The 14,591-nt window shown below is 65.4% G+C and carries 15 protein-coding genes, 4 tRNA genes and 3 pseudogenes; 7 read left to right on the plus strand and 15 right to left on the minus strand.

The window, feature by feature from the left end:
• Window positions 1-98 precede the first annotated feature (98 nt).
• Window positions 99-341 (plus strand): tetratricopeptide repeat protein, encoded by a 243-nt coding sequence (locus LDL49_RS48265; protein WP_225301690.1) that lies wholly within the window; start codon window positions 99-101, stop codon window positions 339-341.
• Between the two features lie 264 nt (window positions 342-605).
• On the opposite strand, the gene LDL49_RS48270 is transcribed toward LDL49_RS48265, so the two are convergent.
• The 5 genes from LDL49_RS48270 to LDL49_RS48290 form a co-directional block, all read right to left on the minus strand.
• Window positions 606-1,184: a phosphotransferase-like protein gene (locus tag LDL49_RS48270; protein ID WP_225301691.1), complete on the minus strand. Its 579-nt coding sequence runs from the start codon at window positions 1,182-1,184 to the stop codon at window positions 606-608.
• Window positions 1,185-1,316: 132 nt separating this feature from the next.
• A tRNA-Phe gene (locus LDL49_RS48275) sits at window positions 1,317-1,393 on the minus strand.
• Between the two features lie 4 nt (window positions 1,394-1,397).
• Window positions 1,398-1,472: transfer RNA gene (locus tag LDL49_RS48280), tRNA-Asp, on the minus strand.
• A gap of 87 nt (window positions 1,473-1,559) precedes the next feature.
• Window positions 1,560-1,632 (minus strand) — tRNA-Glu (locus LDL49_RS48285).
• Window positions 1,633-3,195: a metallophosphoesterase family protein gene (locus LDL49_RS48290; RefSeq protein WP_225301692.1), complete on the minus strand. Its 1,563-nt coding sequence runs from the start codon at window positions 3,193-3,195 to the stop codon at window positions 1,633-1,635.
• A gap of 33 nt (window positions 3,196-3,228) precedes the next feature.
• On the opposite strand from LDL49_RS48290, the gene LDL49_RS48295 reads away from it, so the two are divergent.
• Entirely contained in the window at window positions 3,229-3,579 is a 351-nt protein-coding gene (locus LDL49_RS48295; protein ID WP_263656466.1) for a metallopeptidase family protein, read from the plus strand.
• Window positions 3,580-3,688: 109 nt separating this feature from the next.
• On the plus strand, window positions 3,689-4,954 hold the full coding sequence (locus tag LDL49_RS48300; protein WP_225301694.1) for an MFS transporter: 1,266 nt from the start codon (window positions 3,689-3,691) through the stop codon (window positions 4,952-4,954).
• Here the strand turns inward: LDL49_RS48300 and LDL49_RS48305 are convergent, their stop codons facing one another.
• On the minus strand, window positions 4,955-5,254 hold the full coding sequence (locus LDL49_RS48305; RefSeq protein WP_225301695.1) for a PspC domain-containing protein: 300 nt from the start codon (window positions 5,252-5,254) through the stop codon (window positions 4,955-4,957).
• 91 nt (window positions 5,255-5,345) lie between these two features.
• Between LDL49_RS48305 and LDL49_RS48310 the strand changes: the two genes are divergently transcribed.
• Together LDL49_RS48310 and LDL49_RS48315 are read left to right on the plus strand one after the other, a co-directional pair.
• Window positions 5,346-6,500 carry an acyl-CoA dehydrogenase family protein gene (locus LDL49_RS48310; protein WP_225301696.1) on the plus strand — a complete coding sequence of 385 codons (1,155 nt, stop codon included), beginning with the start codon at window positions 5,346-5,348 and terminating at the stop codon, window positions 6,498-6,500.
• A gap of 59 nt (window positions 6,501-6,559) precedes the next feature.
• Window positions 6,560-6,632: transfer RNA gene (locus LDL49_RS48315), tRNA-Lys, on the plus strand.
• Window positions 6,633-6,703: 71 nt separating this feature from the next.
• On the opposite strand, the gene LDL49_RS48320 is transcribed toward LDL49_RS48315, so the two are convergent.
• The 8 genes and pseudogenes from LDL49_RS48320 to LDL49_RS48350 all read right to left on the minus strand — a co-directional run.
• Window positions 6,704-8,020 (minus strand): tyrosine-type recombinase/integrase, encoded by a 1,317-nt coding sequence (locus LDL49_RS48320; protein WP_225301707.1) that lies wholly within the window; start codon window positions 8,018-8,020, stop codon window positions 6,704-6,706.
• Window positions 8,020-8,202 (minus strand): helix-turn-helix domain-containing protein, encoded by a 183-nt coding sequence (locus LDL49_RS48325; RefSeq protein ID WP_225301708.1) that lies wholly within the window; start codon window positions 8,200-8,202, stop codon window positions 8,020-8,022. The genes LDL49_RS48320 and LDL49_RS48325 overlap by 1 nt, the downstream gene beginning before the upstream one ends.
• Window positions 8,114-9,807: pseudogene (locus LDL49_RS48330) on the minus strand (replication initiator). Before LDL49_RS48330 ends, LDL49_RS48325 begins: the two are co-directional and overlap by 89 nt.
• Window positions 9,804-9,959 carry a hypothetical protein gene (locus LDL49_RS48335; protein WP_225301697.1) on the minus strand — a complete coding sequence of 52 codons (156 nt, stop codon included), beginning with the start codon at window positions 9,957-9,959 and terminating at the stop codon, window positions 9,804-9,806. Before LDL49_RS48335 ends, LDL49_RS48330 begins: the two are co-directional and overlap by 4 nt.
• The gene (locus LDL49_RS59505) at window positions 9,956-10,531 is read right to left on the minus strand and encodes a hypothetical protein (RefSeq protein ID WP_372470689.1); all 576 of its coding nucleotides are present in this window, start codon (window positions 10,529-10,531) and stop codon (window positions 9,956-9,958) included. The genes LDL49_RS48335 and LDL49_RS59505 overlap by 4 nt, the downstream gene beginning before the upstream one ends.
• On the minus strand, window positions 10,531-10,902 hold the full coding sequence (locus LDL49_RS59510) for a hypothetical protein (RefSeq protein WP_372470690.1): 372 nt from the start codon (window positions 10,900-10,902) through the stop codon (window positions 10,531-10,533). The genes LDL49_RS59505 and LDL49_RS59510 overlap by 1 nt, the downstream gene beginning before the upstream one ends.
• Window positions 10,903-11,075: 173 nt before the next feature.
• A complete protein-coding gene (locus LDL49_RS48345) occupies window positions 11,076-11,381 on the minus strand; it encodes a hypothetical protein (protein WP_225301698.1) in 306 nt (101 codons plus the stop codon).
• Window positions 11,381-11,617, minus strand: a pseudogene (locus LDL49_RS48350) (hypothetical protein); the annotation flags it as partial. The pseudogene LDL49_RS48350 and the gene LDL49_RS48345, both read right to left, overlap by 1 nt.
• A 1,121-nt stretch (window positions 11,618-12,738) precedes the next feature.
• Between LDL49_RS48350 and LDL49_RS48355 the strand changes: the two are divergent.
• Window positions 12,739-13,164, plus strand: coding sequence for a hypothetical protein (locus tag LDL49_RS48355; RefSeq protein WP_225301699.1), 426 nt, complete (start codon window positions 12,739-12,741; stop codon window positions 13,162-13,164).
• A gap of 12 nt (window positions 13,165-13,176) precedes the next feature.
• Here the strand turns inward: LDL49_RS48355 and LDL49_RS48360 are convergent.
• Window positions 13,177-13,701 (minus strand): annotated as a pseudogene (locus tag LDL49_RS48360) (transposase family protein); the annotation flags it as partial.
• 93 nt (window positions 13,702-13,794) lie between these two features.
• Between LDL49_RS48360 and LDL49_RS48365 the strand changes: the two are divergent.
• A complete protein-coding gene (locus LDL49_RS48365) occupies window positions 13,795-14,547 on the plus strand; it encodes a transposase (protein WP_225301700.1) in 753 nt (250 codons plus the stop codon).
• Window positions 14,548-14,591: the final 44 nt, after the last annotated feature.

Genomic DNA, 14,591 nt, shown 5'->3' on the forward strand with positions numbered 1-14,591 from the left:
TTCGCCACCAAGCTGGCTGTACAGCTCCAACTGGTCGTAATAGATCCGATGAATGATGATCTTGTCGGTGCCGACGAAGCAGGGAGCGGGCACGGTGGTTGTCAGGTGTTGGCCTGCATCTTTCGGCACTGGGCCGCCCGACCGACGCCCTGCCCCCGGCCGAACAGGCCGTCATCCTCTACCGGCAGCTGGCCGAGCGCTACCGCCTCCACCTCACCCGCTCGCTGTCCAACCTCGGCACCACCTTCTCGGAGCTGGGCCGCGCAGCTGAGGCTTCACAAGCTCATCAGGAAGCAAACCGTCTCATGCCACCTGGTGCGGCATCAGATCCGGAAGATTAGCAGGACCTTGCCCACGTTGCCCGATGGCAAAGCCCGACGCAGGAGGGCCGCGGCAGCCGATCGCCCTGGCCACCTATGGCGAGAAGCGAAGTGGGCGATCGTCACGGCGTTCAGTGGACTTCTGCTGACCTTTCGGGCGCGCGGGGCGGTGCGTGCCCGGACCGGCCGAAGAGCCGCAGCCGGGCACGCGGCCGCCCGGCGGGCCGCGGAGCGGGCCGCCTTTAAAACCGTAGAGAAAGTTCTCATCCAGCAGATGATCCCGTGCTATCCCGTGCCGGTGATCTTGCTGAGCGCTCCGACCACCGGCGGTTCCATCAGAGCGGCAATGATCAGCTTGGCGACATCCGCAGGTTTCTGGACGAAGGTGTCCACCTCCAGGTCATAGCAGCCATGCGCATGGACCGGCTCATCGAGTTGCGGCGCCGACGTCATCCTGTCGGTTCGCCCTCTCTCACGCCGTTCCACCTCCTCTAGAGGACATCGAATTCCGACGAACAGCACCGGAATCCCCTCGAACAGGGCGAGGTAGTGATCCAACATCTGCGGTGTGATCACCGCCTCCGAGATCACGTCATGACCAAGCAGTGTGAGACTGCGCAGCATGTGCAGGTAGCCATCGAGCACTCTACGGAAGAGCACGCCTCCGTAGTCCTGCCGCCAGTATCGACCCTGGTAACCACCGCGCAACTCGTCCAACGAATGGTGAAAGAACGGCTCAGCCAACTCCTCTTGCAGTGCCTTCGCCACAGTTGTCTTCCCTGAGCTGGGAGTCCCGTTGAGGAAGACCAGTCGCCCGAGTCGCTCGGGGACGGGACCAAAAAGGCTGCCCGGGTGAAAGTCCACGACTCACGGTAGGACGGAAACGCCCACATGATCCACTGGATTGATGCGCGACGTTGCTGTCAGCGTTGCTGTCACAGACACGAAAACGCCCCGGAGCGAGCTTCGCTTCGGGGCATCTCGGCCGTTCAAGGCTGGTGGTCAGGGGCAGGGTCGAACTGCCGACCTTCCGCTTTTCAGGCGGACGCTCGTACCAACTGAGCTACCTGACCCGAGCGGTCCTGACGGGACTTGAACCCGCGACCTCCACCTTGACAGGGTGGCGAGCACTCCAAACTGCTCTACAGGACCTTGCGCCTTACTTTGCGACTCGCTTAGCTTACCAGCTCCCGGTTGGCTTTCGACCAACCGTTTTGCGGTGCGCTAGGCGCTTCGCCGTGCCCCCAACGGGATTCGAACCCGTGCCGCCGCCTTGAAAGGGCGGTGTCCTAGGCCGCTAGACGATGGGGGCTCAGGAACTTTCCCTGTCGTCTTCCGTCGGAGACCTCTGAAGCATAGGGGACGATTGCCCTTGATGCCAAAGTGGCGGACCGGCGGCCGGCGACGTCGTGCCAGTGATCGATCCCGTTGGCGACGGGGCGTTCGTTGGCTCTGGAGAAATCATACGTCCCGGGTCACGCTCCACGTGACGCTGGATGTACACCGACTGCTCGCCGAGGCCGCCGAGCGTGATGTCGTCCCAGGCCTGCAGGCGTCTGGTCTCCTTGTCGAAGTACATGACCGAGGCCTGTATGGGGGTCGGCTGGGGGTGTTCGAGGGCGCGCAGGCCGGCGCCGCCCGTGGAGCCCTGGACCAGGAGGCGGGTGCCCGAGGGCAGCACGGTCGTCGATCGTTCGTGGGTGTGACCTGCGAGGATGATCGGTGTGGCGCCGGAGAAGCCGCGACCGACCTCTGGGTCGTGGACGGCGACCACGTCCGGCTTCCCCATCCGCGGCACACGCGAGCGGCCGAACTGGGCCAGCACGGCCGGGTTCGAGTCCACGGCGACGGTCTTGTCGGGGGTGAAGCGGGGGTCGCCGAGGCCGTAGATGTTCAGGCCTGCCACCTTCTGGGTCTTGTCGTCCAGGACGATGGCGTTCTTCTGCTTGGCGACCGCTTTCTGAGTGATCATCGAGTCGTGGTTGCCGCGAACGTAGACGTACGGGACGCCGAGGGTGCCGATCTCGTCGACGAACTTGTTCTCGGTCTTCGTGCCATGGTCGGAGATATCGCCGGTGTCGATGATCATGTCGACCTTGAACTGGTCCTTCAGGGAGCGGATGACGTTCCAGGCGATCGGGTTGATGTGGATGTCCGAGATGTGGAGGACCCGGATGGATCTGGGGTCCGCGTCGTACAACGGCAGCGTCGACACCGTGTCGTACAGCTTGGAGACGTTCGTGACCAGCTTGGTGAGTTGCGACCGGTACGACTCGAACTTCGTCACGATCGACTCCGCGCTGCCCACCAGCGACGGCGCGGCGGCGATCAGCCCCGAGTATCTGGGCTCGACGAGCGAATTGGGGCGGAACGTGAGCGCCGCGAGCGCGCTGGTGCCGGCGAGCGCCACCGAGGTGACCAGCAGGCCCAGCAAGGCCACGCGGGGGCGCCTGAACACCAGCAGGGTCGCGATCAGCGCCCCCGCCCCCGCGCACAGCAGCGAGCGGATCAGCAGCGCGCGGACACCGTCGAGCAGGTCGCGCTCGATGATCTCCGGCAGCCGGTCCGCCAGCCGTGGGTCCTCGATGATCGCCTTGGCGCGTTCCTGGTCGATGTTCTCGAGGGAGATGCGGAGCCTGAGCGGCGCGTCATGGGTGCGGAACGTGAGCGTGCCCAGCGGGCTGGCGTCCACGATCGTCTCGCCGTTCCAGGCGGGCCGGAGCGACATACCCGTCTCTACCGGACCGACCTGAGCCTTGACGGTGCCGCTGAGGAAGATGCCGAGCCAGGCGCCCACCGCGGCCACGATGAGGACGGCCACGACCCTGGACACCCGCGACTGGAGGACGGTCTTCAATCTGTCAGCGAACTTCATACAGTTTCTTGCTTACCCAACCTGCGAGGCAGAATGGCAAGGGTGATCGAGGTTTCGCGGGAGAGGTTCGAGGAGCTCGTAGCCGAGGCGTTGGATGTGATTCCCCCAGGTCTGACGCGGGTGATGAGCAATGTCGTCGTCACGGTCGTCGACGACGCGCCTGAACCCAACCTCCTGGGCCTGTACACGGGGATCCCCCTCACAGAGCGCGGCGACTGGTACTCCGCAGTCTTGCCCGACCGCATTGAGATCTACCGCAATCCGATATGTCAGATTTGCGATACCGAGGCCGACGTGATCGACGAAGTGCGCATAACGGTCGTCCACGAGGTCGGGCACCACTTCGGCATCGATGACGCCCGGCTCCATGAACTAGGCTGGTAACCGTTCGCAATGGGTTGGCTGCTTTGGGTTGCGGCCTGTCAAATGATCGGGCACCTTAGGTGACATAGCGAACACTCTGAGTCAGGCACAGCGGAGTCCAATGGGGGCCATGCGGACGCGACGGCTGCTGGGACGGCATCGCCGTGCCCTCCCACGCCAAGTCACATACGGCGAGGTCATCGCCATCAGGGAATTCCGCGCGCTCTGGTACGGCCAGAGCCTGTCCCTGCTCGGTGACCAGCTCGCCCAGGTGGCGCTGGCCGTGCTCGTCTACGACCGCACGCGATCGCCGCTCGCGACCGCGGCCGTCTACGCGCTGACCTACCTGCCGACGATCCTCGGCGGCCCGCTGCTGGCCAGCCTGGCCGACCGGTTCGCGCGCAGGGGCGTCATGATCACATGCGACCTGCTCCGCGCGGCGCTGGTGGGCGTGATGGCGCTGCCGGGGGTCCCGTTCCCCTTGCTGTGCGGGCTGGTGTTCGTCGTGGTGCTGCTCAGCGCGCCCTTCTCGGCCGCGCGCGCGGCGCTGCTGCCGGAGGTGCTCGAAGATGACCGGTACATCGTCGGCTCTGCCTTGCAGAACATGACGAACCAGGGCATTCAAATGCTGGGCTTCGCGGCCGGCGGCGCGATGATCGCCGCCATAGGTCCGTATCGCGCGCTCGCGGTCGACGCGGCCACGTTCCTGGGCTCCGCGCTGATCCTGGTCGCGCGCGTCCATCGGCGCCCCGCGCCCGCCCATCACAGCGGCAGGTCGTCGATGTGGGCCATGGTCAGGGCGGGATCCCGACTCGTCTTCGGCGACCGGAAACTCCGCACTCTTGTGCTCTTCGCCTGGCTCTGCGGCTTCTACATCCTGCCGGAAGGCCTGGCCGTCCCCTACGCGGCGAAGCTCAGCACCGGCACCCTGTCGGTCCCGGTGGTCACCGGGCTGTTGATGGCGGCGATGCCGATGGGGACCGCGGTGGGGGCGTTCTTCTTCAGTAGGTTCGTCACGCCGCCGCGGCGCTTGCGCATGATGGGGTGGCTGGCCATCTTGAGCTGTCTGCCGCTGGTCGTGACCGCGATGCAGCCACCGTTGGCCGTGGTGCTGGGGGCGTGGTTCCTGTCGGGGGTGGGTGGGGCGTACCAACTGGCGGCCAATGCCGCCTTCGTCCAGTGCGTGCCGGCCGACCAACGCGGCCAGGCGTTCGGCCTGGTGCAGTCGGGACTGCTGGCCGTACAGGGGATCGGGATCCTGATCGGCGGGTTCGCCGCCGAGAAACTCGGACCGGAGCCGGTGGTCGCGCTGGCCGGCGTCACGGGTGTGACGGTCGCGGCCGTGCTCGCCATACTCTGGTCCGAGTCCCGGGTCGAGACCCCAGCCCCCGCCTGATCACTGCTGCGGCTTCTGCTCGCCGCGGTAGTAGTCGGTGCCGTCCTGCCAGGTGGACTTGGCCTGCTGCTTGTTGAGGAGGTCCTGGGCGATCGAGGTGTTGCGGTCCTCGTCCGGCATCAGCAGCCAGCCGATCGCGTACACGCCTACTCCGAGCCCACCGAACAGCGTGACGACCGCCAGGCCGATCCTGATCAGGTTGGCGTCGATGCCGAGATACTCCCCGATGCCCGAGCAGACACCCGCGATGACGCGGCCGTTGTTGGTCCGACGAAGCTGCTTGACGTTGTATTCGCTCATGTCTCAAGACTGCCCGGCGACCCGGCGTTCGCACATCAGGATTCCCCCTGGTAGAACCCTGGTAGGCCCTTACATGACGGAAGGACGCTCGATGGACGACCTGCTGCGCCTGGACGACCGGCTCAACGGCGAGCAGCGGCTGATCCGCGACACCGTCAGGTCCTTCGTCGACGACCGCGTCCTGCCGTACGTGGGCGACTGGTTCGAGCAGGGCACCTTTCCCGCACGCGAGCTCGCGCCCGCTCTCGGCTCGCTCGGCCTGCTCGGCATGCACCTCGAGGGCTACGGCTGCGCCGGCACGGACGCCATCTCGTACGGTGTGGCCTGCCGCGAACTCGAAGCCGGAGACTCGGGTCTGCGGTCCTTCGTGTCGGTTCAGGGCTCGCTGGCCATGTTCCCCATCTGGCGTTATGGGTCCGCCGAGCAGAAAGAGCAATGGTTGCCCCGGATGGCCGCCGGTGAGGCGATCGGCTGTTTCGGCCTTACGGAGCCCGACCACGGCTCCGACCCGGCCAACATGCGCACGTACGCCAAGCGAGACGGCTCCGACTGGATCCTGAACGGTTCCAAGATGTGGATCACCAACGGCTCCATCGCCGACGTGGCCGTCGTGTGGGCGCAGACGGACGACGGCATCCGCGGCTTCGTCGTACCGACCGATACGCCGGGCTTCTCCGCCCCTGAGATCCACAAGAAGCTGTCCCTTAGGGCCTCGATCACCTCGTCCCTGTATTTCGACGACGTACGCCTGCCCGCCTCAGCCGTACTCCCGGAAGTCTCCGGTCTGAAAGGCCCGCTCTCCTGCCTCTCCGAGGCCCGCTTCGGCATCATCTGGGGCGTCGTGGGCGCCGCCCGCGCCTGCCTGGAGGCGGCGGTCTCCTACGCGAAGACGCGCGTGCAGTTCGACAAGCCGATCGGGGCCTTCCAGCTGACCCAGGAGAAACTGGCCTGGATGTACGTCGGAACGGCACAGGCGGGCCTGACGGCCCTGCACCTTGGCGAGCTGAAGGACAGCGGAAAGCTGGAGCCCCGGCAGATCAGCTTCGGCAAACTGGCCAACGTACGGGCGGCGCTGGACATCGCCCGGCAGGCTCGAACGATCTTGGGCGGGAACGGGATCACGCTGGAGTACCCTGTGATCAGGCACATGAACAACCTGGAGAGCGTACTCACCTACGAAGGCACCCAGGAGATCCACACACTGGTGCTGGGGGAAGCGCTGACGGGGCTCCCGGCTTATCGGTGAGGGGGCGGAAGGGCGTCGCGTGGGGGGCGGTAATCTCTGTACCCTTGTGCTGTTGCTAGGGGGCGTTAGCTCAATTGGCAGAGCTGCGGACTTTTAATCCGTAGGTTCCGGGTTCGAGCCCCGGGCGCCCTACCTCAATGACCTGGGCGGACTCCCCAATCTTCATGATCCGGAAGCCCGCTCTGTTGCATTTTCAGTTGCAGTTATCCCCAGAGTGCGCGGCCCATGCGGGCTGCTGCTTCGGTCGAGAGTGTCGCCGTGATGTGGGTGTAGCGCTTGGTCGTGGTCAGTTGTGAGTGGCCGAGAATCTCCTGAACGACGCTGATGTCCACGCCTTGTTCGATGAGGAGTGTCGCAGCGGTGTGGCGGGCGTCGTGGACGCGGGCGTCTTTCTCGACTTCGGCCAGGCGGAGGAGTTCCTTCCATTCGTCCCAGTCCTGTCCGGCGTCGATGGGGCGTCCGTCTAGGTGGCACCAGATGAGGTCATAGTCCTGCCACCGCTCCCCCGCCGCTTCCCGTTCGGTCTGCTGGGCCTTCTGGTGGAGCTTGAGGAGCGGGATCAGCGGGGGCGGGATCATGACGGTTCGCTTGCTCTTGCCCTTGGGCTTCACAAAGATCCAGCCGCCTACGCGTTCGGGGGAGGAGGGTGCGTGCTTGGTGCAGTGGGGCGCGCAGTACTTCTGGCCTTTCTTGTTGCACACGTGCTTGCGGCCGGAGGTGCGCTTGGCCTTGGGGCAGTCCTTGGGGCACGGGTAGCGGTGAAGTCGTCCGCCGCAGGTGTGCGGGTCCTTGCAGCCGTGGCGGTAGCGCTGGTGCTTGATCTGCCAGAAGACGCGGATGACGCCTCGCTTGAGGTCCACGTACTTCCAGCGCAGGCCCAACGCCTCACATTGCCGAAGGCCGAGAGCGAGCGCCACGGACCAACGGGTTCCGTTCCTCTGCTGGTTGGCCACATCGAGGACATCGCGGGCCTCGTCGGCGTCGAGCGGTTCGATCTCCACGTCCTCAGAGGCGGGTGCATCGATCAACGTGCAGACGTTCCGGGAGACCTTCTCCCGGCGTACTGCGATCTTTAGTGCGCGAGACAGGATGCGGTGAATCTGGAGGATCGTGTTCTGGGCGAGACCCTGCTGTGAGAGGTAGGCGTAGAAGGCGTCCAAGTGCTCAGGGCGTAGCCGGTCGAGTCGGTGAGCACCCAGACGCGGAATGATCCAGTGTTCGACCTTGGGCCGGTAGGTGCTCACCAGCGTGAGGTCACTGACTTTCAGCGGGGCGATCTCGTCGAGGTAAGTGCGCATCCACTCGGCGACCGTAGGAGCCCGACCCGGCTTGTCTGTCTTGCCGGAGTCCCGTTGCTTCTCCAGTTCACGGACCTTGCCGGTCACCTCGGTTTCGGTGTTGCCGATGCGGTGTCGGCGGTCGGGAGAGCCGTCGTCCTTGACTCCCATGGTCACCCAGCCGTGCCACTTGCCATCTTTGCCAAGGAAGATCGAGGAACGGCCGTTGGGCTTGCGTGCCATCACGCCGCCTCCTTGTCTTCCAGGTCACGGGCGAAATCCAGCAGGGCGGCAGCGGGGATCAGGCGGTATCCGTCGCGCTTGATCGACCGGAGTTCACCGGTCTTGATGAGTCGGAAGATGGCTGTACGGCTCATCCCCAAGACCATGGCCGCGTCGTTCGGCCGGTAGAAGAGCCTCTCCATCACGCGGCGCTCCTAAGTGGCTCGGTTGCCGAAAGATCTTGTCCGGCTGCTGCGGCTTCCAGTTCGCGGAGGTGGGCGCGCCAGCGTTGGCGTTCGTGGACGGATCTAAGGAGGCGCGCGGCGAGTGGCGGCACGTTGGCGTCTCCGGCTGGGACGGACCGCCAGACGTAGCGGTGTAGGTCGGTGGGTTCGTCGGGTTGGCCGAGGGCTTGCAGGACCCAGGTGCGCGGTCCTGCTTGTGTTCGGTGAGGGTCTTGTTGCTCCACTTGCGGGAGACCAGGACGCGGCGTCCGGCGTAGCCGAGGTGTTCGGGCTTGTGGGCCTTGCCACGGCAGCCGGGGATCATGCCGGGCTTGGCGCTCTTGGGCTGGATGCCGTAGCGCAGCCAGTTCGGCAGGTGGGCGAGCACGGTTCGTAGCGCAGGGCGTCGATCATGCGGGCCGCGTGCTCTCGCTGGGCTTGGCCGTCGAGGGTGTCGCCGAGGGACTTGGTGAGGTACTTGGACAAGTACCGGATGCACTGGTCGGCGTCGGTTGTCCCGGCGAGGACGCCTTGGACGTCGACTTGTTCGCCGAAGCGGAGCACGTGGAGTGGTTCGGCATCCTCGTCGACGGCGTCGAGGGCCTGGTCCCAGGTGGGCAGGACTTCGCCGGTTGCCGGGTTGAGGTAGCCGGTGCCGTCCTGCCAGACCGGCAGGTGATCGCCCTCGAAGACCACTTCGTCGGCCTGCGGCCACCAGACCTGGTGGTAGGTGGCGGCGGCTATCTGCTTGATCTCGGCGCGGGGCAGGGTGCCGCGGATGGCCATGTGCAGGTGCGGCGCGAGGCGTTTCTGTGGTTCGACGGCGGCGAAGTACTGCACGTCGTAGCCTGCGACCCGGCGTAGGTTCTGGACGAAGCGATCGACCAGCTTGGAGAAGTGCAGCGCGTCCCGAGCGGCCCGCCGGTAGTCGTAGGTTTCCGGATCGGTGGGAGCGCCGTCGCGGACCTTGCCGTAGCTGGGCAGGGTGAGTGTGACGAACAGGGACGGCCGGTAGATCCTGCCGTCCGCGCCCTGGAAGGTGCGTCCAAGGGTGGTGTTGGTCATCGTGCGCTTGGGCAGGTCCGGTGCGTCCTGCCGCCGCCTGGTCGAGCGGGAGCGCTTGGCGGTTGTCCGGCCAAGGACGTTGCCCCGCATCCCGGCCGCGTTGATCTCCTCGTCGAGGCCGGTGATGATCGCGTCCAAGTCGGTGGTGTCGTCGCCGGCCTTTTCGGCGGCGTCGTGTTGGGCCTGGATATCGGCGCGGAACTCGACGAGCCAGCGCTGTTCCTCGTTGCCCTCGTCGGGCGTGATGGCGGGTTCGGTGTCCAGGTGCCAGCCCTCGCGGCACTGGGCCATACGGAGTTGCCGGTTGCGCTTGGCGCACGGCGGGCACTTGCTGTCGAGAGTGGAGCCGCACGGTACGTCGATGATCTCCGAGTGGCCGGTGACGATGTCGAGCCGCTTGAGTGGGATGGGCCGGATACAGACGCCGTGGAGCTTGGCGACCTCTTCGAGCACCTCGCGAGCCATGGGCATGGTCTGACGTACGGCCCGAGGTAGTGCGCGGTCGTGCGCATGGGTCATGCGGACCTCCCTTCGTCGGGGTCGGTGAGGATGAGTGCGGTCTGGCCGCACTCGCGGCACTCGACCTGGGCGCGGACCAGGTCGAGCCAGAGAAGGTTCAGGGTGTGGCAGGTGGCGCAGCGAAGGCCGTCGAGGAAGTGGGCGAGTGTCATGCGGCCTGCCCGTAGTAGGCGACCATGGCGCGGATGTCGGCGTCGGAGACGTAGGCGGCGCGGACGCGGATGGGTTCGGGTGAGGTTTCCAGGCGCATGTAGGCGACGCCTACGCCCAGTTCTGGGATGAGTGAGATGTGGTCGGCGAGGGCGCCGCGATCTCTGGCGCCGTCGCGGAGGACCATGTCCACCTGTTCGGACTCGTCGAGCCGGAGCGCGATCTTGTCGGGGAACAGGTTGCGGATGTTCATGACCTCTTTGCGTGGGTCCTGAAGGGCCGCCATGACGCCGACGCCGACTGAGCGGCCTTGAGTGGCGAGGGTGGCCAGGGCGGCGGAGATGCGTTGCCTGAGCTGCTTGTCGGGCTGGTAGGCGGTCAGGAACGCCACCTCGTCGACGAGCACCAGGACGAACGGGTCCTCGACGGTCGGGGCGTGTGAGCGCTGGAGTCCGGCGAAGCGGGTCGCGCGCTTTTGCATGACGCTGACGGCGTCGTCGAGCAGGTCGGCGCAGTCGGAGGGATGGGCGGCGTACCGCCCTTGGAACAGCTCCCGCCCATAGGACAACTCCATCAGCTTGGGGTCCAGCGCCCAGATCTCGACCAGCCCGCGCGCATGGCGGGGAGCAGACCGCGAATGGTGTCCCATAGGAACGAGCCCTTGCCCGCCCCGGTCGCGCCCGCGATCAGGATGTGGGTTCCGTGGACCTTGAGCCGGAGCGGCTTGCCGTCCTCCTGCTTGCCGATCTCGACCGGCCCGACCGTTGGTTCTTCTGGGATGGGGAGCGCGGGCATGGGTACGGCGAGTGGGTCGCGGCGCGGGAAGGTGAGCAGCAGCCGGCCACCCTTGACGAGCGCGACCCGGCAGGAGGTGGCGCCGAAGCCCTGGGCGAGGTTGTCGATGCGGTCGGACCAGTCCTTGACCGCCTGGCCGTCGAGAGTCATGACGGCGAGAATCACCCAGGCGTTCGATGACCACTTCGGGTCCAGGCCGCGCCACGTTGCCACAGCAAAGCGGCAGCGAGGACTTCAGCAACCTCTTCGAGGAATCCGCCACTCCCTACCACTGAGGCCTTTTCATCCTGATGGCCTAGTCGCAGCGGACCTAGTGATTGTTGTCATGCGATGTAGCCGGGGCGATCGGGTTCGGGCTTTGCCTCCGAGATCTGATCCTCGCGGACGTACACGTGAACCCAGAAGTCCTTGCCGCAGTGCGGGCACTCGGTGTGGCCCTCGCCGTCGGCTGTGCCCCCGTCCGGGCGTCGCGGCGGTTTGTTCCTGTATCCACCAGCCCATCGCAAGGCGTCCCCGAGCCGGTATCTCCGCAGGTCCAGAAGTCCGAGCTTGAATTCCACCTCGCACATCGCATTAGCCCGGCATCGAGGGCATTCCAGCTCGACCAGCAGCAGGTTGTAGAGGCCCATCAGCTCACCTTCCTGGACCATTGAGTGGCTTTGATCCCGCTTCGCGGAGTTGAAGGAAGGATTGCTTTGACGAGCTGACCTGCGAGGAGTGGGCAGCAGCGGAGTTTGCGGAGGATGCACCAGGTTTTCAGCTGGGCGTTGGCGCGTTCGCCGGGCCTGCGGACCTTGGCGTGGGCCGCGTTGGCGGCCTTCTGTGAGGCGGGCTTGTTGCGGCCCTTGTAGGGCACGCGCACGTGCTCACCGGCGCCGACAGGCCAGCAACCGTTTGCGATGCCGTGCGCGACCCCGCCCGCGCCCGGCATCGCAGCGCCTACTTAATGACTGCTTGCAGGGCTACCAGAACCGCAGCCGCTGCTGTGATCGCTAGAGCCGGGCCTCCGGCAGTGTGAGCTGAAACAGCTGCCAGCCCGGTCAGAGCTAGGATGACCACCCAGCGAAGAGGCAGTTGCGGGGGTTCCTGCGGTGCTTTCTGGGACTTACGCTTTGCCATGCGGCACGCTCCTGTGCTTTCCATGAGTAGTCGCCGCGCGGGGCTCCGGCTGTACCCCGGAGCCCCGCCTTGATACCCGGCCTTCACCAGCCATCATGGAGGATCATTCATGCCCCATTTGCGTGCGAGGATCTACGCCTTGACCCGCCGGTGAGCGGGCGCTGATCATAGGAGAATCCCGAAGCACCCTTGAAACTGGAGGGGCGGGTCAAGGCGTCGAAGTTGGTCACGGTCCAACCCGCCAGGCTGAGGAGACACATGAGGACGAAACAGCAGGAGACCGTTAAGAAGCGTCTAAAGCGCCTGCAGGAGATCCAGGCCGCAGGAACGATACACCAGGCCCTTGATCACCTAAGTAGGCTCGGGCACCCCGATCGGCGACCCACCACCATTCGCCTTCGGAGGAGATTTGTCTACTCTGAGCGTCCAGCTTTCCTCCGTTCCCCCAGAAGCTTGCCCGACGTAAAGCAACGCCCTCCAGCGGCCAGGCTAATATCTCCTCGGGGGATCGCACTTCGCTTCTATCTGCTCGCCATTTTTGAGGCCCAAATGTATCGCCGAGGAGGCGGGCGACCCGTCAATGATCGTCCACTCATAGCAGGAGGATCCAACACTGGCTGGGTCGACTTGATCGTCATCCCTCCCGCAACGTCGAACAGACCGCCCGCTCACGGTAATATAGCAAGAAAGCGTCGGGCCATCACGTCTGCACTGTCACACCTAGGCAGTGATAACGAACAGCTCGTAGAGCTAAGAAACGCCAACAGGTATTCGAGATATGAGCGTTTCCAGCTGCTAGACGAGGGAGGGGTCCGCCCAGGCGGCGAGGTAATACCGTATGTCGTACCTCGCAAAGGTGAACCGCACATGGAAATCCCCGCTTCCTTCTTTACCAGCGGCTGGATCCACACTCTCGAGGATTCCGAGATACTCCTGCTCTTGATGTTGATAGCACTACAAGGGGGCCGAGGCAAATCTCCTTACGTGAAAGCCGAGGAAAGAAAGCGCCTGGCCAAATTCGGGATAGGACGCGAGGCATATAGCACACATGAAACTCTGAGCATGTTCGGCCTCATCGATACTCTGGTCGGCGAAGGTCGTCACCCTAATGGCACTGTGGAAAACTTTAGTGGCATATCTGGAGATACGCCGCTACACGCGTTCGCGGTTCTGCATGAGGGCTTGGCGGAGTCAGCGGAACAGGCGACGATACAGGCACTACAGGAGATGGAGCGCCGCCCGGGAGACGCAGGGTACAACGATGGCCACGACAGAGGATCTGCGAGGCAGTGACCCTTTTCATCCTCAGGCGGCCTGAGCAACGCGGTGGTTTTGAAGGACGGCGATGGCCTTGCATAGGTGGCCGGCCTTGCTGGGGCTGCAGCGTAGCTTGCGGAGGATCTTCCAGCTCTTCAGCTGGGCGTTCGCTCGTTCGCCGGGTCCGCGAAGGCGGGCGTGGGCGCGGTTGGCCTGCTTCTGGGATTCCGGTTTGTTCTTGCCCTTGTACGGGGTGCGGATCGGGCCTTCGGCTCCCTGATACGCCTTGTCGGCCAGGGTGATGATGCCCACGCTTTCGAAGGCGCGCAGGATGCCCCAGATGCGGGCAGCGCTCAGGTCGTGGGCCTTGCCCGGCAACGCTCCGGAGGTCCACACGATGGTTCCGTCCGGTGAGGCGATGACCTGAATGTTCATCCCGTGCACGCGATGCTTGCCGGAGAAGTACGGCCGGTCGGCGGCGACCCGGTCGGTGTGGATCAGCGTGCCGTCCAGCACCAGGTAGTGCAGCCCGTCCCGCTTGGTCTCGCGCAGCGCCTGGCCGAGCTTGGGCGAGACACGGCGCGCTATGTCCGTCACGGGCACATCATCGGCTGGAAGGGGTTCGCCGCCCATCTCACCGAGACATGTGCCCCCGACAGCGTCAACGTGATCACGGACGTCGCCACCACCCCGGCCGCCACGAACGACGCCCAGGCCCTGCCCGGCATCCACACCCGTCTGGCGCATCGTGGACTGCTGCCGGCCGAGCACCTGGTCGACGGCGGCTACAGCTCCCTGGTCCACCTGGAACGAGCCGCCCGCGAACACCAGGTCACCGTCAGCGGGCCGCTGCCGGGCAACCCCACCCGCCAGCACCGAAGCAACAAAGGCTTCGACCGAGACGACTTCCGCATCGACCTCGACCGCCGACAAGTCACCTGCCCACAGGGCAAGGTCAGCCAGGGCTGGCACGGCCCCTACCTGACCTCCTCGCCCACTGCGGCACCCCTGATCGTTGCGCAGTTCACCAAAAGCCAGTGCCAGCCGTGTCCGGACCGCCCCCGGTGCACCAACTCCCCCGAGAGCGCCCGGAACGTGGGCTTTCCCCCACGAGAACTCCACGACCTGCAAGTCCGCGTCCGCGCCGAACAGCAGACACACGACTGGAAGGCCCGCTACGCGATCCGCTCCGGAGTGGAGGGCGCCATCAACGAGTTCGCCCATGGACACGGCATGCGCCGCTGCCGCTACCGAGGACAGCCGAAAGCCCACCTGCAACACGTACTCACGGCCATCGCCGTGAACATCGAGCGACTCAGCGGCCGGCCAGTTACCGGGGTCTGGTGCATTTGCTGGGGAGCGGTCACGGAGTGCGATTTCCAGGTGCGAGTGGGGCCGGGGCCGCATGGAGGGTGGTAGCGATCGCGTAACGCGTTGCGCGTGAGAACGGCCGTTCTGTCACG

Source organism: Nonomuraea aurantiaca (genome assembly GCF_020215705.1).
Taxonomy (GTDB): Bacteria; Actinomycetota; Actinomycetes; order Streptosporangiales; family Streptosporangiaceae; genus Nonomuraea; species Nonomuraea aurantiaca.

Excerpts from the sequence above, each read along its gene's own strand:
- LDL49_RS48300 (WP_225301694.1), top strand. The coding sequence starts at position 3,689 with ATGCGGACGCGACGGCTGCTGGGACGGCATCGCCGTGCCCTCCCACGC.
- LDL49_RS48310 (WP_225301696.1), top strand. The coding sequence starts at position 5,346 with ATGGACGACCTGCTGCGCCTGGACGACCGGCTCAACGGCGAGCAGCGG.
- LDL49_RS59510 (WP_372470690.1), bottom strand. The coding sequence starts at position 10,902 with ATGACTCTCGACGGCCAGGCGGTCAAGGACTGGTCCGACCGCATCGAC.
- LDL49_RS48305 (WP_225301695.1), bottom strand. The coding sequence starts at position 5,254 with ATGAGCGAATACAACGTCAAGCAGCTTCGTCGGACCAACAACGGCCGC.
- LDL49_RS48290 (WP_225301692.1), bottom strand. The coding sequence starts at position 3,195 with ATGAAGTTCGCTGACAGATTGAAGACCGTCCTCCAGTCGCGGGTGTCC.
- LDL49_RS48295 (WP_263656466.1), top strand. The coding sequence starts at position 3,229 with ATGGCAAGGGTGATCGAGGTTTCGCGGGAGAGGTTCGAGGAGCTCGTA.
- LDL49_RS59505 (WP_372470689.1), bottom strand. The coding sequence starts at position 10,531 with ATGGAGTTGTCCTATGGGCGGGAGCTGTTCCAAGGGCGGTACGCCGCC.
- LDL49_RS48355 (WP_225301699.1), top strand. The coding sequence starts at position 12,739 with ATGGAAATCCCCGCTTCCTTCTTTACCAGCGGCTGGATCCACACTCTC.
- LDL49_RS48345 (WP_225301698.1), bottom strand. The coding sequence starts at position 11,381 with ATGGGCCTCTACAACCTGCTGCTGGTCGAGCTGGAATGCCCTCGATGC.
- LDL49_RS48335 (WP_225301697.1), bottom strand. The coding sequence starts at position 9,959 with ATGACACTCGCCCACTTCCTCGACGGCCTTCGCTGCGCCACCTGCCAC.
- LDL49_RS48325 (WP_225301708.1), bottom strand. The coding sequence starts at position 8,202 with ATGGAGAGGCTCTTCTACCGGCCGAACGACGCGGCCATGGTCTTGGGG.
- LDL49_RS48320 (WP_225301707.1), bottom strand. The coding sequence starts at position 8,020 with ATGGCACGCAAGCCCAACGGCCGTTCCTCGATCTTCCTTGGCAAAGAT.